This window comes from Mucilaginibacter sp. PAMC 26640 (assembly GCA_001596135.1).
In the GTDB taxonomy this organism is placed as follows: Bacteria; Bacteroidota; Bacteroidia; order Sphingobacteriales; family Sphingobacteriaceae; genus Mucilaginibacter.
This window is the reverse complement of the sequence record CP014773.1, coordinates 3,880,520-3,904,413: the sequence shown is the minus strand read 5'-3', so window position 1 is coordinate 3,904,413 and position 23,894 is coordinate 3,880,520. Positions and strand designations below refer to the sequence as shown.

Annotated in this window: 20 protein-coding genes and 1 pseudogene; 15 read left to right on the top strand and 6 right to left on the bottom strand. The window is 43.2% G+C overall.

Going from position 1 to position 23,894, the window contains the following annotated elements; all coding sequences use genetic code 11:
• Nucleotides 1–1,248: pseudogene (locus tag A0256_16870) on the top strand (MFS transporter).
• Nucleotides 1,249–1,282: 34 nt separating this feature from the next.
• Entirely contained in the window at nucleotides 1,283–1,915 is a 633-nt protein-coding gene (locus A0256_16865; GenBank protein AMR32970.1) for a hypothetical protein, read from the top strand.
• 201 nt (nucleotides 1,916–2,116) lie between these two features.
• Here A0256_16865 and A0256_16860 read toward each other — a convergent pair whose 3' ends face one another.
• Both A0256_16860 and A0256_16855 read right to left on the bottom strand, forming a co-directional pair.
• Nucleotides 2,117–2,632, bottom strand: coding sequence for a metal-dependent hydrolase (locus tag A0256_16860; GenBank protein AMR32969.1), 516 nt, complete (start codon nucleotides 2,630–2,632; stop codon nucleotides 2,117–2,119).
• 7 nt (nucleotides 2,633–2,639) lie between these two features.
• Nucleotides 2,640–3,656: a hypothetical protein gene (locus A0256_16855; protein AMR32968.1), complete on the bottom strand. Its 1,017-nt coding sequence runs from the start codon at nucleotides 3,654–3,656 to the stop codon at nucleotides 2,640–2,642.
• A gap of 151 nt (nucleotides 3,657–3,807) precedes the next feature.
• Between A0256_16855 and A0256_16850 the strand changes: the two genes are divergently transcribed.
• Nucleotides 3,808–5,316, top strand: coding sequence for a hypothetical protein (locus tag A0256_16850; protein ID AMR34595.1), 1,509 nt, complete (start codon nucleotides 3,808–3,810; stop codon nucleotides 5,314–5,316).
• Nucleotides 5,317–5,458: 142 nt separating this feature from the next.
• Here A0256_16850 and A0256_16845 read toward each other — a convergent pair whose 3' ends face one another.
• Nucleotides 5,459–8,050 carry an ATP-dependent chaperone ClpB gene (locus A0256_16845; GenBank protein ID AMR32967.1) on the bottom strand — a complete coding sequence of 864 codons (2,592 nt, stop codon included), beginning with the start codon at nucleotides 8,048–8,050 and terminating at the stop codon, nucleotides 5,459–5,461.
• A 153-nt stretch (nucleotides 8,051–8,203) separates the two neighbouring features.
• On the opposite strand from A0256_16845, the gene A0256_16840 reads away from it, so the two are divergent.
• Nucleotides 8,204–9,568 carry a hypothetical protein gene (locus A0256_16840; GenBank protein AMR32966.1) on the top strand — a complete coding sequence of 455 codons (1,365 nt, stop codon included), beginning with the start codon at nucleotides 8,204–8,206 and terminating at the stop codon, nucleotides 9,566–9,568.
• Between the two features lie 127 nt (nucleotides 9,569–9,695).
• Here A0256_16840 and A0256_16835 read toward each other — a convergent pair whose 3' ends face one another.
• Complete coding sequence (locus A0256_16835; protein ID AMR32965.1) at nucleotides 9,696–11,114, bottom strand: ATP-dependent endonuclease; 1,419 nt, start codon at nucleotides 11,112–11,114, stop codon at nucleotides 9,696–9,698.
• Between the two features lie 63 nt (nucleotides 11,115–11,177).
• Here A0256_16835 and A0256_16830 point away from each other — a divergent pair, with 63 nt between their 5' ends.
• The 3 genes from A0256_16830 (at nucleotide 11,178) to A0256_16820 (ending at nucleotide 14,974) form a co-directional block, all read left to right on the top strand.
• Entirely contained in the window at nucleotides 11,178–11,990 is an 813-nt protein-coding gene (locus A0256_16830) for a hypothetical protein (GenBank protein AMR32964.1), read from the top strand.
• Complete coding sequence (locus tag A0256_16825; GenBank protein AMR32963.1) at nucleotides 11,966–12,517, top strand: 16S rRNA (guanine(966)-N(2))-methyltransferase RsmD; 552 nt, start codon at nucleotides 11,966–11,968, stop codon at nucleotides 12,515–12,517. Before A0256_16830 ends, A0256_16825 begins: the two co-directional genes overlap by 25 nt.
• Nucleotides 12,518–12,616: 99 nt before the next feature.
• Nucleotides 12,617–14,974, top strand: a complete 2,358-nt coding sequence (locus A0256_16820; protein AMR32962.1) for an alpha-rhamnosidase — start codon at nucleotides 12,617–12,619, stop codon at nucleotides 14,972–14,974.
• Nucleotides 14,975–14,981: 7 nt separating this feature from the next.
• On the opposite strand, the gene A0256_16815 is transcribed toward A0256_16820, so the two are convergent.
• Nucleotides 14,982–15,731: a DeoR family transcriptional regulator gene (locus A0256_16815; GenBank protein AMR32961.1), complete on the bottom strand. Its 750-nt coding sequence runs from the start codon at nucleotides 15,729–15,731 to the stop codon at nucleotides 14,982–14,984.
• A 57-nt stretch (nucleotides 15,732–15,788) separates the two neighbouring features.
• Here A0256_16815 and A0256_16810 point away from each other — a divergent pair, with 57 nt between their 5' ends.
• Nucleotides 15,789–16,367 carry a GDP-mannose pyrophosphatase gene (locus tag A0256_16810; protein AMR32960.1) on the top strand — a complete coding sequence of 193 codons (579 nt, stop codon included), beginning with the start codon at nucleotides 15,789–15,791 and terminating at the stop codon, nucleotides 16,365–16,367.
• A gap of 108 nt (nucleotides 16,368–16,475) precedes the next feature.
• Nucleotides 16,476–16,937: a pantetheine-phosphate adenylyltransferase gene (locus A0256_16805; protein AMR32959.1), complete on the top strand. Its 462-nt coding sequence runs from the start codon at nucleotides 16,476–16,478 to the stop codon at nucleotides 16,935–16,937.
• Here A0256_16805 and A0256_16800 read toward each other — a convergent pair.
• Entirely contained in the window at nucleotides 16,912–17,544 is a 633-nt protein-coding gene (locus A0256_16800) for an NUDIX hydrolase (GenBank protein ID AMR32958.1), read from the bottom strand. The two genes, A0256_16805 and A0256_16800, sit on opposite strands and share 26 nt — an antisense overlap.
• Here A0256_16800 and A0256_16795 point away from each other — a divergent pair.
• The 6 genes from A0256_16795 (at nucleotide 17,543) to A0256_16770 (ending at nucleotide 23,803) form a co-directional block, all read left to right on the top strand.
• Nucleotides 17,543–18,184, top strand: coding sequence for an orotate phosphoribosyltransferase (locus tag A0256_16795; GenBank protein AMR32957.1), 642 nt, complete (start codon nucleotides 17,543–17,545; stop codon nucleotides 18,182–18,184). The genes A0256_16800 and A0256_16795 overlap by 2 nt on opposite strands.
• A gap of 4 nt (nucleotides 18,185–18,188) precedes the next feature.
• On the top strand, nucleotides 18,189–18,584 hold the full coding sequence (locus A0256_16790; protein ID AMR32956.1) for an orotate phosphoribosyltransferase: 396 nt from the start codon (nucleotides 18,189–18,191) through the stop codon (nucleotides 18,582–18,584).
• 543 nt (nucleotides 18,585–19,127) lie between these two features.
• The gene (locus tag A0256_16785; protein ID AMR32955.1) at nucleotides 19,128–20,756 is read left to right on the top strand and encodes an ABC-F family ATPase; all 1,629 of its coding nucleotides are present in this window, start codon (nucleotides 19,128–19,130) and stop codon (nucleotides 20,754–20,756) included.
• An 88-nt stretch (nucleotides 20,757–20,844) separates the two neighbouring features.
• Entirely contained in the window at nucleotides 20,845–21,717 is an 873-nt protein-coding gene (locus tag A0256_16780) for a hypothetical protein (GenBank protein ID AMR32954.1), read from the top strand.
• A gap of 12 nt (nucleotides 21,718–21,729) precedes the next feature.
• Nucleotides 21,730–23,208: a hypothetical protein gene (locus A0256_16775; protein ID AMR32953.1), complete on the top strand. Its 1,479-nt coding sequence runs from the start codon at nucleotides 21,730–21,732 to the stop codon at nucleotides 23,206–23,208.
• Complete coding sequence (locus A0256_16770) at nucleotides 23,195–23,803, top strand: hypothetical protein (protein AMR32952.1); 609 nt, start codon at nucleotides 23,195–23,197, stop codon at nucleotides 23,801–23,803. Before A0256_16775 ends, A0256_16770 begins: the two co-directional genes overlap by 14 nt.
• The last annotated feature ends 91 nt before the right edge of the window (nucleotides 23,804–23,894 follow it).

The window sequence follows — 23,894 nt, the reverse complement described above, 5'->3', positions numbered from 1 at the left end:
GTGTCTATAATTACCGTATACAAAAATGCCTACAGCGGCTTATCGCGCAACAACTGGTACCTGAGCATCGTAATGCTCATCAACCGGAGTGGCACCATGGTGGTGCCACTCCTAACCATTTACTGCATCAAACAATTGCACTTTTCGGTTACAGAGGCCGGGTATATCATGGCTCTTTTTGGTATTGGATCTATCATCGGTGCTTATTTCGGAGGTTTACTATCTGATAAGATCGGCTTTTATGATATGCAGGTAGGCACCTTATTAAGTGGCGGGTTAATGTTTATCGTATTGGGATTCCAAACAACATTTATCACTTTGGCTATCGGCACCTTTTTACTTAGCTTTTGTAATGAAGCTTTTCGCCCGGCCAATTCTACTGCCGTTGCGTTTTACAGCAAGCCCGAAAATAAAACCCGCTCCTACTCACTGCACAGGTTAGCCGTGAATCTAGGCTGGGCCGTGGGTGCTGCTACCGGTGGCTTTCTGGCCTCATTCAATTACCATTTATTGTTTTGGGTAGATGGCTGTACTAATATTTTTGCGGCTTTAATGCTGTTAAAGTTGATGCCAAGATCTGCGTATACCCCGCCGGTGAAAAACAAAGTTGCATCAGCAACTAACAGATCCGCTTACCAAGATAAAGTATACCTGCTCTTTATCCTGCTGATCACCCCTTTTAATATTTGTTTCTTTCAGTTCTTCATCATGGAACCGGTGTTTTACAAGCTGGAATGGCATTTTAACGAGCGTTTTATTGGTTCGCTGCTGGCGCTAAACGGTATTATCATTGCACTCGTTGAACTGGTGATGGTCAACTACCTGGAACGGCGAAAGCACCCGTTGCTGATCATCGCCGCCGGTGTTGTAGTTACGGGAATTGGCTTTGTGCTGCTTAATTTTTTACCTGCAAGTGCAGCTGCAGCTATCCTGGTGGTACTCATCGTTACCCTTGGCGAAATGCTAAGCATGCCTTTTATGAACTCGTTTTGGGTATCACGCTCAACTTCAACTAATCGGGGGCAGTATGCGGCGCTTTATACCATGGCCTGGTCGGCAGCGCAGGTTATCGCACCAACATTTGGCAGCCAGGTTATTCAGCATGGGGGCTTTAAGCTCCTATGGTGAATCCTGGGCGGCATCTCTGCGGTGGTCTGCGCAGGCATGCTCCTGATGTACCGCTACCATGCCGAAGACAAGATATTAGCAGACATTAAACTTGCCGAAGCAGAAATGCAGGAAGCATAAGCAACTTATTAATTTACCCCACCAACATTCCCACATGAAACGCGTTTTGATACTCGACCTCGATAATACCATTTACCCGGTTAGCTCAATTGGCGATCACCTATTTGCAAATTTGTTTCTATTGATAGATGAACATTTGCAGCCGGGAGACAGCGACATAGTAACAAAGGCAAAACACGAACTCACCCGCCGACCCTACCAGTATGTGGCAGATGATTTTGGCTTTAGTCCGGAATTAAAAGCCCGGGGGATGGAATTGCTGAGCGATATTGAAGTGGAAATTCCCATGAAGGCTTTCGACGAGTATACCGATTTGCGGGAAATCCTGATAGAAAAATACCTGGTAACAACCGGTTTTACCAAACTTCAATTAAGTAAAGTAAAAATGCTGGGCATTGAGGCAGATTTTAAAGGCATCTATATCGTAGACCCTGAAAAATCAGCCCAAACCAAGAAGGATATTTTTGAGATGATCATGCAGGAGAATCACTACGGAGCTGCAGAGGTGCTGGTTATTGGCGACGATCCCAAATCAGAGATCAGAGCGGCAAATGAGCTGGGCATAGATACCTTTTTATTTGACCCGGGGGATAACCATACAGATGCTACGGTAACTTACCGTGGAAAAGATTACAAGGAAATATCGCGGATAGTAACCAAGGGCTGATCTTACTGATTTTATCAGGAGCACATCGTCCCGGTATAGTTCAGCGAAGAAAGGTTACCACCACTTAACTTTATTCAATGTCAACCCATATTATACTATCGACAATCAATTATTTGAAAATAATTGACGAATTATGCGGCAACCCTCTTGTGTTGGTTTGACTTCGTTTCGGTAACCAAGAAGTGTTTATTCCAAATCATATTAAAGGCCGGTGCTTTGTAAAACTTTTACAGTTACCAGCAACTGTCCAAAGTGCCGGGTTGTATGTTCCGCAGCATGTACATAAAGGCCCATTTTGGTAGATGGTAACCCTGCCCTGCCAACGCCTCTGAAATCTGTAAGCGTAACCTCCTCTACCTGCTTAAGTTCAGCAAGTGCTTCATCTACCTGCAAATTAAATTTTTCGACTAATTGCGAAGCAGTGTATATTTTTGTATTCATTTTGCCTTCGGCTGCAAGATATTCAAGCTGGGTCTCAGATAATCTTTCATTTCTGGCGTAGGTAAAAAGCCGGTCCAGCACACCCGTCAGATGCTGCAAATGAAATGCAACCGATGCCATTCCCGCAACCGTTTCAAAAAGCTGATCATCCGGAAAACCATCCATCAATACATCAAGTTCTTCTCGTACCTGCAGCAATGCGAACGCAACGGGTTGCACTAATGGAGCCATCCCCGGCAAGGGGCCGCGCATCCACACTTCGGGTTGTTTACTCATAGTTTGGTTATGGCTTGGTTGCCAGGCGTGCTTTCACATCATCATGGCTTAGCGTAGTGGGCAGGGCATAAACCTCTTTAACTCTTTCTTTGGTATTATCAGTCCATAGCCAGCTCGTCCAGGTCATGAACCAAAGCCACTTGGGCTGATGTTTTAAGATCGTGGCATTGGGTAATTCGCCATTCTCGGTTAGTGCAATGGGCTTACCTGCTGCCAAGGCCAGCAATTCGTTGTAATCGTTTTGTTCGTAATCAAAATGATAAACGTCGGCACCTAAAATATCTACATAATTTGCGCCTGGGTAGTAGTCTTTATAGTGATAAGCTTCATCCTCAGGAATATCACGCAAGCTGTTTGCCCCCCAAACCCAGATCAGGTTATTTAAATGATGGTAATTGGTATACCTGTCGTACATCATTTTGTACAGCTTAACGATACCGTCGGGGCCTTTTTTGTTCCCCCACCAAAACCAAACACCGTTCATTTCATGGTATGGGCGCCAAAGCACCGGCACATGCGCATCCTGCAGCTGCTTCAGGTATCCGGCTATCACATCGATCTGGGCCAGCCACTTTTTGTTTAGAGCAGTATGGGGTGTTATCAATTCTTTCCATTCGGCTGCGGTAAGTTTTCCTTGTACACTCTTCTTCCAATCGTACGGCGGTTCATCCGTAGGCCTGCCCTGGTGCCACATCAGGCTAACGAGGTAACCCTCACGCGATTTTTTGATCGATTCGTTAACAATGTTCTGCCCCAAATCTTTATCACCCCAAAGGATAAAATCAGTACCCCAAAGTGCCGGATTTTTGCCCGTGATGTTACGGGCGCTATCCGAAAACACATTCAGATCGCTATTATAATTATGCTGACCAGAAAGGATCTGTTTACCATTTATCTCATAAAGATAAGCCAGCAAATCATTAACCTCCCTGGTCGCGTTTTTATTTACAGGCTTAAATGTTTGCGCCATTGGCTTGCAGGCAACCAACACAATTAACGGAAACAGTAAGAGATATTTTTTCATGTATATGAGCTGATAGATAGCTAGCCGGCCAAGGCCTACAACAAATTGGAATTGTGGTATGCCTATTGCTATGTTGAACCAAATTTACCATTTAAATTAGCAGATGAAAAAATCTATCCTAAAAAATAAACTTGCTTTAACCATCTTCATGATGGCTGCGTTGGCGCTGGTTTTCCAAAGCTGCTCAAAAAAGAGCCGGTCTGACCTTGGCGCTACACTTTTCAAAAAAACGAATAACAAGGTTTTTAAAGATGCAACACCCGAAGGCCTTGCTGAAGTATTTAAAAAAGTACTTGCAGAGGAAAAAAGCCATGTAAATAATCCTAACCTGATCAACGCCTATTACGAAGCAAACGATTATGACCCGGCTTTTGTAATGGATCATATTTTTAACGGCGACGTGGATGTAACAGCTACGTATTTTTCAAAGGCCGGGGAGCACGGTCTGGATCCGAAGATGTTCAACGCTGACCAGATCAATGCGCTGGTAGCTAAATTTAAGGATAAGAAAGCGATCAAAAATTTAGATGAGGCTTACCGTGATATTGCTTTACTGGAGATCACCACTGCCAATTCGCTGATCAATTATTCAAACGCCTTGCAATACGGGATATTAAGTCCGCGCAAGATTTACCAGCGTTACTATACCGCAACCAAACGCCCGGATAGCGCCGGCATGTCGCGCATCTTTTACATCAAGGATATGAGGCATTTTCTGGATAGCATCCAGCCGAAAGATCCACAATATCTTTCTCTGCAAAAAGCACTAAAAGATGGCACTACCGCCCCGGGCATCAGCAAAGAAGAAACCACCCGCTACCTGGTGGTGAACCTGGAACGCCTGAGATGGAAAAATAAACCAACGCAGGCTAAATATGCTATCGTTAATATCCCCGATTACCGTTTGGATGTAATGGATAATGGTAAATCTATCCTGGATATGAAAGTTTGTGTTGGTGAAGGCCGCAATACCGACAAAACTGAATCATTGGTAGATTACGACGAAAGTGATAAAATCGACCGCCCTTTTGACCGCGAAACCCCGCAGTTGAACAGCATGATTCACAGCGTACAGGTAAATCCGGTATGGAACATTCCGCAAAGCATAGCCAGTAAGGAGATCATGGTGGAAGCGGCTAAAGATCCTTACTACCTGTCGAATAAAAATATCGATGTTTACGAAAACGGTAAAAAAATTGAAGACCCTGAAACATTAGATTTTGCTAATGCACCGAAAGACAAATATGAGTTTAAACAGCGCCCCGGTGATGATAACGCTTTGGGTAAAATCAAATTCTTATTCAATAACAAAAGCAGTGTATACCTGCATGATACCCCGGCCAAGGCGGCATTTGATAAATCGATGCGCGCTGTAAGCCACGGATGCGTGCGCTTAGGTAACCCCGATGGGTTTGCTAAGGTTGTTTTTGGCGAAGGTTCAACTTATGATAAGATCTCGCAAGCAATGACCGAAGATAATCCAGATCCGACAACTATTGGTGTGCCAGGTAAATTACCTATTTATATTACCTACATTACCTGCTGGACAGACAGTACCGGTACTATTCAGTTCCGCCCGGATGTATACGGTTTAGATGTGGTACTATATGGTCACCTACAAAGATTTTTGGCTAGCAACGATCAGATAGCAAAGTTGTAATAAATAGGGTGCGTAGAAACAGTAAAGGCCGTGTCGTAATGTTCGACACCGCCTTTGTGCTTATAGATCTAACTTATTTTAGGAATTAGATTTATTGATAAATCAAATTACTTTATTAATCCAGCCATTGACCACTCACCCGTTAAGCGTTAATAAAAACAAAGTTGTTATCAAACATGTCCAGTTTTATCTTGCTGTCACGATCTACTGTGCCGGCCAGGATCTGCTTAGATAGTTCATTCATAATCTTCTTTTGGATCACCCGTTTCAACGGCCTGGCACCAAACTGCGGGTCATAGCCTAATTGGGCTAACCAGTCCAATGCTTCGTCCGATGCCTCGATGGTAATGCCAAGTTCGGCCAGTGTGCCTTGCAGGTGTTTAAACTGCAGCTTCACAATATCGGTGATCTCGTCCCTGCTCAAAGGGGTAAACATAATGATCTCATCTATCCGGTTCAAAAACTCAGGGCGGATGGTTGCCCGCAGAATATTGAAAAGATCATTCTTGGTCTTGGCGATCACTTCGTCACGGTTCTTATCTGTTAAAACCTGAAAATTCTCCTGTATCACGTTAGAGCCGATATTAGACGTCATGATGATGATGGTATTTTTAAAGTTTACCACACGCCCTTTATTATCCGTAAGATGCCCGTCATCTAATACCTGCAGCAGAATGTTAAACACATCCGGATGTGCTTTTTCAATCTCATCCAGCAATACAACGCTGTAAGGTTTGCGGCGTACGGCTTCGGTCAACTGTCCGCCCTCATCATAACCCACATAGCCCGGAGGCGCACCAATCAATCTCGACACAGCATGACGCTCCTGGTACTCACTCATATCTATCCGCACCAGTGAATTCTCATCGTTAAACAGGTATTCGGCCAGTGCTTTAGCCAATTCGGTTTTACCAACACCGGTAGTCCCAAGAAATATAAAAGAACCGATTGGCTTGCGCTTATCCTGTAAACCAGCTCTGCTGCGGCGGATAGCGTCACTTATTGCTTCAATGGCTTCCTCCTGCCCTGCCACACGTTTGTGCAGTTCGCCTTCCAGGTTCAGTAATTTCTCGCGCTCGCTCTGGATCATCTTACTTACGGGGATACCAGTCCAGCGGCTTACCACACCGGCAATATCGTCGGCAGTAACCTCTTCTTTCAGCATACGGCTGTCATCCTTATTTTCCTCAAGCGCAGCTTTCAGTTTTTCTACCTCAGCCTGTGCTTCGCGGATGGTACCATAGCGCAGTTCAGCAACTTTACCGTAATCACCGGCACGTTCAGCCTGCTCGGCTTCCAGCTTATAATTTTCTATTTGTTCAACTTTTTTGTTGATCCCGTCCACTATATCCTTTTCTCCCTGCCATTTCGCCCGGAGTGAATCCCGCTGGGCGGATAGGTTGGCTATCTCTTCGCTCAGCTCTGCAACCTTGCGGTCGTCGCGCTCCCGTTTAATAGCTTCGCGTTCAATCTCCAGCTGCATAATGCGGCGCTCCAGTTCATCAACGGCTTCCGGCACCGAATCCATTTCCAAACGTAGTTTAGATGCAGCTTCGTCCATCAAGTCGATCGCCTTATCCGGCAAAAACCTGTCGGCGATATAACGCTGCGACATTTCCACGGAAGCAATGATCGCCTCGTCTTTGATCCGCACCTTGTGGTGTGCCTCGTAGCGTTCCTTTAAGCCACGCAGAATAGAGATCGCATCAGCGGTGTCAGGCTCATCTACCATTACCTTTTGGAAACGGCGTTCCAGAGCCTTATCTTTCTCCACATATTTTTGGTATTCATTCAGGGTAGTTGCGCCAATGGCTCTTAATTCGCCACGTGCCAAAGCCGGTTTTAGGATGTTTGCAGCATCCATTGCGCCTTCCCCGCCGCCTGCACCTACCAGCGTGTGGATCTCATCGATAAAGAGGATAATTTCCCCATCACTTTGAATCACTTCTTTAATAACCGCTTTCAAACGTTCTTCAAATTCGCCTTTGTATTTGGCGCCGGCAATCAAGGCTCCCATGTCCAGGGAGAAAACCGTTTTTGTTTTCAGGCTTTCGGGAACATCCCCTTTAATGATGCGGAACGCAATCCCTTCGGCAATGGCGGTTTTACCTACACCCGGCTCACCAACCAGTATGGGGTTGTTTTTTGTACGGCGCGACAAAATTTGAATTACCCTGCGAATTTCCTCATCCCGGCCGATTACCGGATCGAGTTTGCCGCTTTCTGCGTATTCATTTAAGTTGCGTGCATATTTATTTAGTGCATTATATTGTGCTTCAGCGTTCTGGTCAGTCACTTTGTTATCGCCGCGTAATTCGGTAATGGCCTTTTTCAGGTCTTTTTCATTTACGCCAAAGTCTTTTAGCGCCGATGATGTCTTATCGCCGGCAGCCAATACGCCCAGCAGCAAATGCTCGACCGAAACAAACTCATCTTTAAATTCCTTGAGATAAGATTGCGCCTTTTGCAACACAGTATTGACAGTTGACGACAGATACACATTACTGCCACTTACTTTCGGGTAAGTTGCTATCTGGGTATCCAGCGTATCGTTTAACCTGTTGAGGTTAACATTTAGTTTTTTTAATAAATAGGTTATAACATTTTCATCAACCAATAGTAAGCCTTTAAGCAGGTGTGCTGTTTCAATAGCCTGCTGCTGGTTGCCTGTTGCTATCTCGGAAGCCTTTTGAACGGCCTCCTGTGCTTTTATGGTAAAGTTGTTAAAATTCATAGTACTTGATTATGCTCAAAACTGCTGCCACGCATCAAGTCAGGAATAATTGGCGCTTGGTTTATAAATGAACGGACAGATTGTCGCTTCATCCAGAAAAATCGGTCAAAATGCCGTCTAGTCTACAGTTTTGTTCTAGATTCTTTACACAAATTGTTACTTTTAGCCAACCCTTACTTACACAAATTGGATACTCACTATTTCTCCAAACTACCGGCAAAGTCCAGCCATGCCTACCGGAACTACTACACCTATCAAAACCTACTTAGTGTACGAACTGCAAGTTTCGTCTTCCTGGTACTTAACCTGGTAATCCGGGTCCTTTACCACATTTTTCCGGAGAGTTTGACCAAAGCCCAGAATTTCCCGGAATTTAGCCTGACCAACTGGATCTACATAATAGTTACTCCGCTATTTTATTTAGGCAGTCATTTATTCATCAGGAATTTTAAAACTACAAAGCGGGGATCTGCAGGGATGGCCCTTTTTGTGTTTATGTTTTCATTGTATATCATCAGTTGTGGTATGTATTCCAGTTTTATTGCCACAGCCGATCCAAGCAATGCCCTTACACTATACCTTGTTGCGCTGAGTTTAGTTAGTGTGTTGTTGGTGTTTGAGTACTATGAAATATTGCTGCTGCTGGTGAGCACCGAGATCCTGTTTACCATCTTGCTTTTTCATGCCCAGGCCGATGCAACAGAAATGACTTACAATCAGATGATCTCTGCCATTTTATTATCAGGATTTTTCCTCACTTCCCGGTATTTCTTCTCCTACAAGGCCAGCTATTACCTCCAGATCATCGAGATCCGTGAAAAAAAAACGGTTATTGAAAAAGCAAACATCTTCAAAAACCAGGTATTAGGCACCGTAGCGCATGATCTGCGTAATCCTATCGCAGCGGTAGAATCCTTGGCGATGATGATGGAGCTGGAGGATATTGATGAAGACACGCAGGAAAATTTGACTATGATACGAGATAGTTGCGTAAAGGCCCGCACCATAATAGATGACCTGCTGGAGGCCGCCCGCAATCAGGGTAATGCCAATTTCGATACCCACCGCACAGAGTTGAATCACCTGCTGCAGGGCCTGGTAAATAGCTGGAAAATACAGCTTGGCGGCAAAAATAACGTGGTGCTGATCAGCGGGGTTAAAACGGTGTACGCACTCATCAACCACGATAAATTCCCGAGGGTGATAGATAACCTGGTGAGCAACGCACTTAAATTCTCTAAAGACACCGACAAAGTGGAGATCCACCTTAGCAGCATAAAGGGGCGGGTGATCATTAAAGTGAAAGACCAGGGCCTTGGTATCCCGAAAGAGATGGTACCAAAGATCTTCGACCGATTCTCCGGCGCGGGCCGTACCGGCTTAAAAGGCGAGCAATCCACCGGACTCGGACTAAGCATTGTAAAGGATATTGTAGAAGGGCACGGCGGGATGATAAGTGTGCAGAGTATTGAGGGTAAAGGCAGCACGTTTACGATAGAATTGCCGCAGGCGGAGTAGAGTCTGAATCAGAATTTTCAGAATTAGTCAATTTTCAGAATTATGAATTATAGTTTTGTGTAATTATCAGGCCATTCCTAAAGTACCAAGCTTATTATTCTGTTCATTCTATTCTGTGAATTCTGATTCAGACAAAAAATTTCTCGTTGAAATTCACCAGGAACAATTTCTCTGTTGCGCGGGTACACGCGGTGTAAAACCATCGAAGGAAATCGGTATTCACCATCTCGTCGGTTAAGTAGCCCTGGTCTACAAAAACGGCTTCCCATTGGCCGCCCTGGGCTTTATGGCAGGTGATGGCGTAGGCAAACTTTACCTGCAGGGCATTGTAGAACGGGTTCAGCTTCAGTTCTTCGTGTTTAAGGCGTTTGTTTGGGATATGGTCGTAGTCCTTCATAGCCTCCAGGTATAGGCGCTTCTGATCGGCTGGCAGTAAGGCGGGTGCTTCAGAATATAGGGTATCCAGCAAAATCTTACAATCAAGCACCGGGTCTTCGGCATAATCAATAAATTCCAGCTGCACATCCGCAAACCGGAAACCGTACATCTCCTCTATCCGGCGTACTTTACGCACCCGGGCAATATCACCGTTCGCAATAAAACCAGTACTCTGCTGCTCCTCCTCGTCTTTCAGCCAGAAATAATTATTCCGAACGATCATCAGCTGGTCGCCACCGGTAAGTTCTTCTTCACGCATCAGGATACGCCCGCGAATTTGCCGGTTATACATATTGGCGTTCTTATTACTTCGGCAAATGATGAGCGTACCATCATAGCCGTGCCTGCTGTAGGCATCATTTAACCCCTCTTCCAGCAGCTCGCTGGTCATACGGGTAACATCCTTAAATCCATCGGTGATGATCTGCGGCATCTCTTCCTCTTCCTTGCGAATAATTTCGCGCAGGTTCGTTACGTTGAGCAAAATGCCCGAATCCTTTTGCTGGCGCAAAACATCTGTAAGTTCATAGCCATGGATGGCCAGCCGGAATTCGGCCTTCATGAGCCGGGCATCCAGCGCCGGGCTGTCAAAAGCACCCACAGGCGGCAATTGTGCGGTATCTCCTACCAGCATCAGCTTGCAATTTCTGTCGTTGTAAACGTAACTTACCAGATCCTGCAGCAAGGTGGCACGCATGTGGCCACCCAACTCATGCGAGATCATCGATGCCTCATCGATAATAAAAATCGTATTGGTGCTCAGGTTTTCGGCAAGGGCAAAGCCTTCATTCATATTCATCGCCGATTTCTTCCGGTAGATCCGTTTATGGATGGTAAAAGCTTTACGGCCCGAATAATTGGTGATCACTTTGGCAGCCCTGCCCGTAGGCGCCAGTAATACCGATTTGTATTCGTACTGTGGTAACGCTTTTACCAGCGCACCTAATACGGTTGTTTTACCCGTACCGGCGTAGCCCCGCAAAATAAAACACTCATCGCCGTTATTGCTCTGCAAAAAACGGTGCAGCCTGCCAAACAGCTCGGTTTGCTGTGTTGTGGGCTGATGCGGGAAGAATCGGGTTATCTGTTCTAATACGGGCACATGCAAAAATGCTGATAACTATGTTAATTAAGTAGTGCGAAAAAATATTACTTTTGTTCAAATCCCTGCATGAGCGAGCATACTTACAAATACACCGACGAGCGCCTCAACCTAAGCGAGGCAACTGATTACAATTTGTTGATACAAGTTGATCTGCATAGTTTTAGCTATGCAATTGCTGAAGGGAAAAGGTTAGTGGCCTGGGCCGAAAATTGCCCGCTTAATGAGTTGAGCGATCCGCGCGAACTACGGGATGTGCTTACCGCAAATTACAACAAGGTGATTACCGGGCTTTGTGCAACCGGCTTTACACTGGTTCCCGAAAGTTTGTTCGACAATGAATATGCCGCCAATATTGCCCGCCTGTTGGATGTTGGTGCTAGTGACAAAGTTTTTGCTCAACCATTGGACGATAAAAATACCATTGTTTATAAGGTTGATGCAGCATTGGCTGAAACACATGGTCGTTTACCAAATGAAACCGTTGTTCACCGTGCTAAAGGATGGATAGCTGCCATTGCAAATAACTATCCTACCAGCACCGATTTGTTTTTAAATATTGAAAACGACACAGTGGAACTGCTTAATTTCACCCAGGACAGGTTGCGCTTTTACAATTCGTTCCTGTACAAAAACCATGAAGAACTGGCCTATTTCAGCGCCTTTGTAGCGAACGAATTGAACCTGAGCCCAGCCGACTTGACATTAGTCCTAAGCGGCGATGTAAGCATATCAGACAAATCTGTCAGCTACTTAGCCGAGTTTTTTGGAAAAGTAAGAATTAATCGTATCCAGGTTTTGGATTTGCCAGAACAGGTTATACCTCACAAAATACTTAGCCTTGCGGCCTTATCGCTATGCGCATCATCGGAGGAAAACTAAAAGGTTTGCGGCTTAACCCGCCTAAGAATTTACCCGTACGCCCTACAACCGACCTTGCCAAAGAGGCGTTATTTAATATCCTGCTAAACCAAATTGAGTTTGAAGACATCACCGTACTCGATCTGTTTAGCGGCACTGGTAATATTGCTATGGAATTTGCCTCTCGCGGTGCGGCCCAGGTTACCGGGGTTGACCGTAGCCAGCAATGTGTTTTTTACGTAAAAGACACCACCCGCCAGCATGGCCTCACTAATGTGCAAACCTTTAAGGCAGATGTTTTCAAATATCTGGAGATGGAAACGGAGCAGTACGATCTGATCTTTGCCGATCCGCCTTACGATCTTAACAAGATTCCGGAGATACCGAAAATCATATTTGACAAACAGCTGCTTAAACCTGATGGATTGCTAATCGTTGAACATCAATCGCTTCAAAACCTGAGCAACCACCCCGCCTTTGTGGAGCAACGGAAGTATGGCCATTCTTCCTTCTCATTTTTTAAGACACCCGCAAATACCCCTGGATAATTGTTTCAGCTGATTTCTTAAGATCATTAAATTATTTCAATTTGCTAAATCGATTTATTTAATTTTTCTTTATCATTGCTGACCCAAGCACCAACCCTGATGAGATCATTATTCACGTTATTGCTGCCAGCCTTTTTATTGGTGGCTGCACAAACCCTTAAAGCTCAAACCCCCGATGCACCAACCGCCCCAAGAGATTGGAAAGGGCAATGGATATCTGCTCCGTTTGACCATGGTAAAGAATACGGTGTATATTACTTCCGCAAATGCATCAGCTTAAAAGCAAAGCCATCCAGCTTCTGGGTGCATATATCGGCCGATAACCGGTACAAACTCTATGTAAATGGTACACTGGTATCTTTAGGCCCGGCTCGTGGTGATACGTATTTCTGGAATTATGAAACGGTGAACCTGGCACCTTACCTCCAATCCGGTAAAAATGCTGTAGCAGCACTTGTTTGGAACGAAGGCAGATTTAGCCCGGCGGCGCAAATAAGTGTTAGGGCAGGTTTTGTATTGCAAGGTAATTCACCTGCGGAAGATTCCCTGAATACCAATAGTACCTGGAAGGGCGTTCCGGATAATGGCCATCAGCCTATCCCCGGTTATTTTTTTGCTGCCAGCAAAGGCGAAATGGTAAATATGAATAACGCCATAAAAGGAGACTGGACGGCTGTGGATTTCGACGATAGCAAATGGCCCGGCGCCAATAAAATAACCGACGCGAAACGTAAAGGAACAGCGTGGGGCATAGAATGGGCACTTGTACCCTCCACCCTCCCGGCAAGAGAAATGACCTACCAGCGGCTGGCCAAACTCCGCAGCGCAACCGGTATTGATGTCCCCGCAGGCTTTCCGGAAAGAACGACTGCAGTGACGATCCCACCCAACACAACGGTATCGTTGCTGCTGGATCAATCGTTCGAAACAAACGCTTTCGTAACTTTTAAATTTAGCGGTGGCAAGGATGCAGGCATCTCGCTTGGCTATGCAGAATCGCTTTATGAGAATGGCACAAAGGGCGTAAATAAGGGAAACCGCAATGAAGTTGATGGAAAGGAATTTATTGGCCGGACGGACAGCCTTATAGCAGATGGCAGTAAGGGCCAATCATTTACCACTTTAAACTTTCGTACTTATCGCTACATCAAGTTGTTTGTAAAAACCAGTAATGAGCCGCTGGTGATCGACGACCTTTATGGAACCTTTACCGGCTACCCCTTCAAACGAACATCCTCAATTCATACAGACAACAGCGAAATAAACCAGATGCTGGATATTGGCTGGCGCACGGCCAGGCTAAATGCCTGGGAAACCTATACAGACTGCCCTTATTATGAGCAGCTGCAATACATCGGCGATACCCGGATCCAGGCGGTAGTATCCTATTTCAACACATCCGACGATAAGCTGGCCCGAAATGCGCTGACACAAATTGATCACTCGCGCTTACCGGAGGGCGTAACGGCGAGTTGCTATCCATCAAACGGAACGCAGGTGATCTCTCCATTTTCGCTCTGGTATATCGGTATGCTGCATGATTACTGGATGTATCGCGGCGACGACGACTTTATTAAAGATAAATTGCCGGGTGCACGTGGCGTGCTGCAATTTTTTACCCGGTACCAGCAAGCAGACGGCTCGTTGAAAGACACGCCCTATTGGGCTTTTGTAGACTGGGCAGGCAATATGGCCGGTGGAATTGATGGAAACGATGGCAGCGCCGCGATTTATGACCTGCAGCTTTTGTATGCCTACCAATGGGCGGCTGATATGGAAGCTAAAATTGGATTGAAAGAATACGCTGCTTTATACAACCAAAAGGCAGCGCAATTAAAGGTTACCATTCAGCGCAAATACTGGGATCCGGCTAAAAAGCTGTATGCCGATACCAGGGAAAAAACCGGCTACTCGCAACATGCAAATTCGCTGGCCATCCTCACTGGTATGGTAAGCAAAGCTGATTTGCCGGCAGTGGCTAACGGACTACTTAACAACAAAAGCCTCACACAGTGTTCGGTTTATTTCAAATACTATCTCAATCAGGCATTGGCAAAGGCAGGCCGGGGTAACGACTACCTCAACTGGCTTGGCATTTATAGGGAAAACATGGCGATGGGCCTTACCACGTGGGCCGAATACTCGGATGTCAACACATCGCGTTCAGATTGCCATGCCTGGGGATCAAGTCCAAATATTGAGTTTTTCAGAACCGTTTTAGGGATAGACAGCTATGCCCCGGGATTTAAAAAAATAAAGATAGAACCACATTTGGGAGATATCACCACAATCAGCGGTGAAATTCCGCATCCTAACGGCAAAATAGCAGCAGCCTACAAACTTGAAGACAAACATTGGAAAATAAGCGCTGAATTACCAAAAGGTACTACAGGTGTTTTAATTTGGAAAGGTAAACAGTATGAGCTAAAAGCCGGGAGTAACAGCTTAGCTATTTAGTCAGTTCCTATTTAACATTAAACACAGCAACTCCCTGCTCTCCAAAGCCTTGTAGCTGATCTGCAGTGCCGTTGGTGATTATTGCATTTATCTTGTTCAGTGGGGCAAAGTTTAAATAGGTTTCTTTACCGATTTTTGCCGAGTCGCAAAGCAAATAGGTGAAGTGGCTGTTGGCGATAAATGCGGTGGTAATGCTCGCCTCTTTCTCGCTGTTGGCAAACAGTCCGTTTAGTGAAATGCCATCCACTCCAAGGAATGCTTTTGTAGCGCGGTAGCGGGCTATGTGTTCAGCAGCTACGCTCCCATGTACAGCTTGCCTTTCTGCATCTAATTCCCCGCCAATGATATTAATACTAACTTTGCTATTCTGCAATTCATAAACCACAGGCAACGAATTGGTTATCACCTTTATCTTCTTATGTTTAATGAACTGGCAAAGGCGAAAAACCGTACTACCGCAGTCCATAAATATACGATCGCCATCAATAATTTCGGCGGCGGCAATTCGGCAAATCTCGTCTTTTACAACTGCATTTTGAGCAGTCTTATTGACGAAAGCATGAGGCTTTTCATTAGGATCAATCTTTGTGGCTCCACCGTGGGTTCGATAAAGAAGGCCGTCGGCCGCCAATTGATTTAAATCCCTGCGGATGGTAATCTCAGCCATATTCAGTTCAACAGCAAGCTTCTTAATATCTGCCTCGCCATCTGTTTTTAAAGCATCAAATATTTTTTGCTTTCGCTTTTGAAAGTTCATTTTATTAGCCTTTATTTGTTCAAATATAATCAATAATGATCAAATTTGTTCAACAGTATGAAAAGTATCAAAATTCTTAAAACCGATTTGCTTTCTGATAATTGGTATAAATTGAATAAAATCACTTTTGAGGCTACCCAAAAAGACGGCAGTATCATTACCCAGGAACGGGAAGCCTATGATCGCGGAAACGGCGCTACCATCCTGCTATATAACCGGGAACAGGCATCTGTTGTGCTGACAAAGCAATTTAGGCTACCAACCTTCATCAATGGTAACGAAACAGGAATGATGATAGAAACCTGTGCCGGCCTGCTGGACAATGACCAACCGGAAGAATGCATCAGGCGTGAAACAGAGGAGGAAACCGGTTACAAAATCAAATCGGTACAAAAAGTATTTGAAGTGTATATGTCGCCCGGCTCGGTAACAGAAATTCTGCATTTTTTTGTGGCCGAATACCACAAGGATATGAAAGTAAACGACGGCGGTGGCGCTGAACACGAACAGGAGAATATTGAAGTGCTGGAAATGTCCTTTAATGCTGCCCTCGATATGATCAAAACCGGCGAGATCCGTGATGCTAAAACCATCATACTATTACAGCATGCACAGATCAACAATCTATTATTGTAACTTATTTATTGTTCTCAGCTTTACAGTTTCTTACTGCTAAAAAGCTCAAATAAAATAATCCAACCGTTATTTTGCTACTTTTGATAAAGCTTACACATATCCAAACTTATGAAAATAGCGCTGTTTCCCGGCTCATTCGATCCTGTTACCAAGGCCCATGTGGATATTGTAAAGCGGTCGGTAGATTTGTTTGACAAGGTTTATATCGGTATTGGCGTAAACAGCACCAAGCAAGGTTTGCTAAGTGTTGGTAAACGCGAAGACATGCTTCGGGCCGTTTTTGCCAATGATACCCGGATCCATATTGTTGCCTACGAAGGACTTACCGTAAACTTTTGCAAGAGCATCGGTGCTGATTACATGATCCGGGGTATCCGTACGGTATCAGATTTTGAATACGAAAAAGCCATTGCCCAGATGAATCATGCGCTGGAACCTGATATCGAAAGTATCTTTATTGTGAGCAAACCCGGCTACTCCTCCATCAGCTCCAGCATCGTACGTGAAATAATCCGTTACAATGGTGATGTAGCACAGTTTATGCCTAAAGAGGCACTACTTTATCTGTAATCAGGTCTGATTTGTGCAACACATCAATAATAGAAGGAAACGTATTGGCGATGATAGCCGCAATCTGTTCACGGTCAAAAAACCGCACAGCTGTGATGCCCTCTTCCAATTGCGGTACTAATTTAGCTTTGCCTTTATGCTTCATTGCATACCAGTGTGTTTTCTTTAAAACGGTATTACCCTTCCAAACATACATGTGGTAGGTTTTACAGATCTTATCTTCGAGTTTGTATACCTTAATTCCGCATTCCTCTTCAACTTCACGTACAGCCGCTACTTTGGTTTTCTCCCCCTTTTCAATCTTACCTTTGGGCAAATCCCACTTTTCGTTGCGGTAGATGAACAAATGGTTACCATCCTCGTTGCGTACCAACCCGCCAGCTGCCTCGACTAACTTAACCGTCTTTGTGATCATTTTAAGAAATGCCTTCGGATCCGCAGAAACTACGTAGAACAGTTTACCTTCCTGATTAGCTACCCATTGATAAATTATTTCGAGATCAAAATCCTCATCATCAATCCGTTGAAATTTTTCTGATTGCTCCGGCATTTCAGCCGTAAGTAAAATCACTTTTTCGTTAATATAAATTCTGTATTTTTGAGCCATGTTTACCAATAGTGAGACTGAACAGCAGGTTGCCGAGTTCCTGCTGCAAATTAAAGCAATTAAATTACAACCTAATAATCCTTTTACCTGGGCCTCGGGTTGGAAATCGCCGATTTATTGCGATAACCGAATTACCCTGTCGTTCCCCACTATCCGCACCTATATCAGGCAGCAGCTATCTTCTGTAATTCAGGAAAAATTTGGCGCAGTTGGTTGCATAGCAGGTGTGGCTACCGCCGGAATACCTCAAGGAGTACTGGTAGCTCAGGAATTGGGCCTGCCTTTTATTTATGTTCGTGCCAAAGCTAAAGAACACGGAACAGGCAGCCTGATAGAAGGTGAAATTTCTACCGACAAAAGGGTGGTTGTGATTGAAGATCTGATATCTACCGGTAAAAGTAGTTTGCAGGCAGTTGCAGCGCTTCGGGATGCTGGTTACAATGTGGCCGGTTTAGCAGCTATATTCAGCTATGGTTTCGATTTGGCGGAAGAAAATTTCAAAAACGCTAAATGCCCCTATGTCACCCTATCCAATTACACGGCTTTGTTAAAGTACGCAGAAGAGAAACAATATATCTCTGCCGGCGACATTGAGGTGCTTAAACAATGGCGCGAAAAACCATCAACCTGGGGACAATAAGATCATGAGTGTATTTGAGAGCAAAGTAATCGTAAATAAGCCCGCCCCGATAGTTTACAAATTTTTGGCGGATATGAATAACCACGGGCAATTAATGCCAGATAACGTTACCGACTGGATCTCAACCGCAGATGTAGCAAGTTTTAACATTGAGAACATCACAAAGCTGAGCTTAAAAATAGATCATCGGATAACCGACCGGGAGATAAGAATTGTACCGGCAGAAAAGCCTCCTTTTAGTATGGAACTAAAGTGGGAGCTTGCCGAGGCCGGAGGGAATACGCAAGCCATTTTCACCATAAATGCGGATCTGAATATGTTGATGAAAATGATGGCATCAGGCCCGCTGCAAAAACTTACAGAAAACGAAACCCAAAGATTAGCTGAGATTTTCAGTTAATCTTTGGGTTAGCTTGGGGGAGCAAAGTGTATTTTCTCAATATACTTTTCGTTCGTGACTTTTACGTATGGCCATCATAACGTTGATGACAACCAAACAGATGATTACAGATCCCATAACTCCGGTTAATAAATAGTTACTTCAATTCTCTCTAGCATAAACAGGTCAAATATTATTCCAAATACCACATTTATTTATAAATGAATATCAGGATAATCATGCCGATCTGTAATTAGCAAACTCCGCTATAAAACTAGCTTATTTAAACGTGTACACAATAGGTTTAGTGTTAAATTGGGAAATATTATCTACAGTTGAATGTTGCATTTTACAAAATTGTGGGCACGCTGCTTAAAGCTTATTCGGTCAGTAATTTTCCTATTACGTTACTGTTAATAAATTAAGTAAATGCCCAAATTTTTATCGAAATCATAAGTAGTGCCCAAAATATTCCCCACATGTAAACATGCTGGTTAGGTAAGGGGCATATTGATGCTAATAAATTAAGTATTTAACCGTATTTTTGCATAAATTTTAAGTGTAATGATAACGGTATCTAATCTTTCTTTGCGTTACGGCAAGCGCACCCTCTTTGAAGATGTAAATCTTAAATTCACACAAGGCAATTGTTATGGTATCATCGGCGCAAACGGCGCAGGTAAATCAACATTTTTAAAGATTCTATCAAAAGAAATTGACCCTTCCAGCGGATCAGTAAGCTTCACGCCCGGGGAGCGAATGGCTGTATTGAGTCAAAATCACTATGCATTTGATGAGTACACCGTGCTGGAAACCGTAATGATGGGCCATAAAGAAATGTATGCGGTGATGAAGGAGAAAGATGCCATTTATCTGAAGGAAGATTTTACTGATGCCGACGGCGAACGTGCCGGGGAGTTGGAAAATCTTTTTGCTGAGATGGATGGCTGGAACGCGGAAAGCAACGCTGCTACCCTGCTCAGCAACCTTGGCATTAAAGAAGAATTTCATTACAGCTTGGTAAAGGATTTGGATAACACACAAAAAGTGCGGGTGTTATTAGCACAGGCGTTATTTGGTAAACCTGATATCCTGCTGTTGGATGAGCCTACCAACGATTTGGATATCCACACCGTTACCTGGCTGGAGGATTTTCTGGCATCATACGAAGCTATCGTATTAGTTGTATCACACGACAGGCACTTCCTGGATACCGTTTGCACCCATGTGGTGGATATCGACTTCTCTAAAATGACCATTTATACCGGTAATTATACTTTCTGGTATGAATCGAGCCAGTTAGCTTTAAAACAACGCAGCGATCAAAATAAAAAGACGGAAGACCGTGTAAAAGAGCTACAGGAATTTATCCGACGGTTTAGTGCAAATGCTTCCAAATCTAAACAGGCTACCAGCCGTAAGAAGGCGCTGGATAAGATCAACCTGGATGAGATCCAGCCATCTAACCGTAAATATCCCGGGATTATATTTAATAACCAGGGGCGTGAGGCTGGCGATCAAATTCTGCAGGTAGAGAAGCTGAGCAAAAGTCTCAATGGCGATCTGCTATTTTCAAACATTAATTTCTTAGTTAACAAAGGCGATAAGATTGCTATAATTTCTAACAATAGCTTAGCTACATCTGCATTGTACGATGTTTTAGCAGGGCGCGATGAGGATTATAAGGGTAGCTTTAAATGGGGCGTTACAATCAATGCAGCTGATATTCCTATTGACAATTCTGACTATTTTAAGGGCAAGGATCTTAACCTGATCGATTGGCTGCGCGAATATTCACCAGGCGAAAAGGACGATCAGTTTATCCGTGGCTTTTTGGGGCGGATGCTATTTAGCGGTGAAGAGGTTTTGAAGAAGAGCAATGTACTGTCTGGCGGTGAAAAAATGCGCTGTATGTTTAGCCGAATGATGCTGCAGCAAGCCAACCTGCTGATGTTTGATGAACCAACCAATCACCTTGACCTGGAATCGATTACGGCGCTTAATAATGGCTTAAACGACTTCCGTGGAACTATCCTTTTCACATCCAGGGATCATGAGCTGGTAGAAACGGTTGCAAATCGTATTATAGAGATCACCCCGGGTGGTGTTATAGATAAACTGATGACGTACGATGAGTACATCAACAGTGATGTAGTGCAAAAACAACGGGAAGAAATGTATGCCTTAGCATAGTTATACGGGGAATTTAGGCTACATTAGTGCAGAATTGCATCACAATTTTCATTAATGTAGCCTTCTTTAACCTATACCTATCGCCAAGATGTCTTCAGGATATTTCTCTATACTGCGTATACCACACTATTTAAAAAACGTTTACGTTTTTCTTCCAATATTCTTTTCCGGGCAAATTCTAAATACAAAACAATTAGCCGTCACAACAATCACTTTTTTTTCATTTTGCCTGGCAGCAAGTGCTATATATATCTTAAATGATATACAAGATGTAGCATATGACAAACTGCACCCGGTAAAAAAATTAAGGGCAATACCCGCAGGTTTAGTTTCTATAAGGTTTTGTTATTTTTTATTGGCTATGCTTTCCGTTGCATCCCTTGCAATTGCCTTACTGGTATCAGTCAAATTAGCTGCAATAATATTACTGTATTGCGCATTGAATGTTTGTTACTGCCTGGGATTGAAAAATATTGCTATAGTTGATGTCGCTGTGATCAGCATTGGATTTGTGTTAAGGGTTGTTGCAGGAGGAGTAGCAACCGGCATTGTAATTAGTCATTGGCTAATTATTATGGTTTTCCTATTGTCTATGTTTCAGGCTCTCACGAAACGGATGGATGATATTTATCTTATTGAACTTGATGCAAACTCACAAAGCCGCAAATCTCTGGCAGGCTATAATTTAGATTTCCTGCAAATTGCCGTGTCTATGTTATCGGGCGTACTGCTGGTTTGTTACATTATGTATATTGTACAACCAGATATCATAGCAAGGCTTGGCGCAAACTCGTATGGCAGCACATTTTTTGTTTTGTTAGGTTTATTGAGATACCTGCAACTTACCTTTGTACGCAAAGCCACAGGGTCGCCGGTTAAGGTTCTTTTAAACGATAAGTTTATTCAATTTTGCATTTTCTGCTGGGTGTCAGTATTTGCTATATTAATTTACTTTAAATAATTTACACAGCCAATGCGGTTATCCTTGACAATACCTGTTTTATTGGTGATTACAGTATGCGCAATTGCAACATTTCTATTTGCGTTCAGTGGATATCCGTTATTCGTGGTCGATTCTGGCTGTTTTTTGCCAGTTAGCTATTTTATCAATCATGGCAATCACCTCGTCAACCCGTTTTATGATGCAGGTATAGACCAGGTTAGTCACCGGTTTTTATTTTATCCGCCGTTGTTCCCTTATGTAGTAGGGTTTATCAATCGCCTATTACCAACGGACATAAATAACCTGTTTATCAGTCTAACAATTATCGATGATCTAACTATAATTATTACCTTCCTATCTATTTATTTATACTTAAAAAAGACGGGGTTCCTTGCAGGAAAATCCGCTTACATTTATTTCGGGTTACTTGCTACCGCCTCATTTGCTTTCCAGGGAATCAGTACCGGTAGGCCAGAAATTTTAAGCAGGTTGCTCATATCCTGTTTTATATTAAATAATATAGGTTGGCCTAGTACGCTAAAATATACCCTAAACGGGTTATTAGTGGGACTGGCTTTTATTACTTCTCCTATATCCGGCTTTTATCTTGTATTTATTGCTGCAGCATTGTTAAGCTATTCAAACAACTTCACATTAAAACCTATTGCAAGTACCTGCTTTGGCGTTATCAGCGTAATTGGCATATTTATTTTGGTTTACCCCTATCCACTTGCAGAACTTATAAATGGTATGCGAATCCACTCTGCCAATGTCATTTTTAACCGAAATGGAAGCGATATGTTACAAACGTTTATAGCGAAGTATATCACAGCCCCAGCCACACCCCTGGGAATTGTTCCGTTCGTAATCGTTTGCGTATACATTTATGTATATCTCATAAACCGCAAATTAACTTTAACCTTTATTTTTTCGACCCTCCTAATCGGAACGGTGTTGTATTTTGCCTTTTATAAAGATTTGAATATGGCTTACAATCTTTATGTATTGTCGCCACTGGCCATCTTTCTTATAGCAGTAATTTTTGCACGTAATTATCGAAGCATATCTTTGTTAAAAAATTTAAACCTGGTTATTGCACTAATACTTTTTGTTAATACTACAGGGTTTATCCGTAAAACGGTTGTTTTCTTTATAACAAAAGAGCAGTTGGTAGCACCCGGAGATTTTAGAACGCAGCTTTCAAACATTATTAAGCAAACAAAACCAAATGAAAAAGTTGTTGTCTCTAACGGCCTATGGCCTTACGCATTAGGCAATTACGAAAAGGTTATATTATATAGAACGGGAGACATGAATTATATATTGAATAATGTATCAGTAAAATTCATGTTGATTCAACAGAGTAACAGCGGGCTGCTAAAACCTAAAGTTTACCCACGATTTAAATTGGTGAAAAATGGTTTTAATACTGATAATGTAAAGGTTTGGCATTTAACTCTGGGTAACACTTATCCCGGCCATCAAACAGCAGTTTATGAAAGGGAATAAAACTATTGCCTTTTTTGACTTTGACGGAACGATAACCACAAAGGATATTTTCGGTAATTTTTTACTGTATCGCCTTAAAAATGGACTGTCCATTTTAAAGTTTATAAGTTGTTTACCAACTTTGGTGTTGTATTACTTAAAGCTCATTAGAAACGATACTGCAAAAGAAAAGATATTTAATAAGCTGTTCAATGGTGAACCGGTAAATAATTTTGCAGCCTGGGCTAAACTTTATTCGGATAAAATACTACCATCGCTAATACGGCAGAGCGCTATAAAAAAAATCCATTGGCATAAAAATCAGGGACATGAGGTTTATGTCGTAAGCGCAAATTTCGATTTGCTTTTGAAGGATTTCGCAGATCATTACCAGCTGGAATTGATCTGCACCCAACTGGAGATCGAAAACGCCCTGCTAACCGGAAAGTTTGCAAGCCCTAATTGTTATGGAGATGAAAAAGTAAAAAGAGTGATGGCACATTTTCTACAACTAGATACCTACAAAGAAATATACACCTACGGAGATAGCAATGGAGATAAGCCATTATTAGCCATATCTACCCACCAATTTTACAGGCATTTTTACGCTAAATAGTAAAAAAATAAATACTTTTTAAAATGCTGTTGCTATATGTTTAACGAGAAAAAAACAGCATATTTGCACCCCATTTAAGCCATTGCGGTTT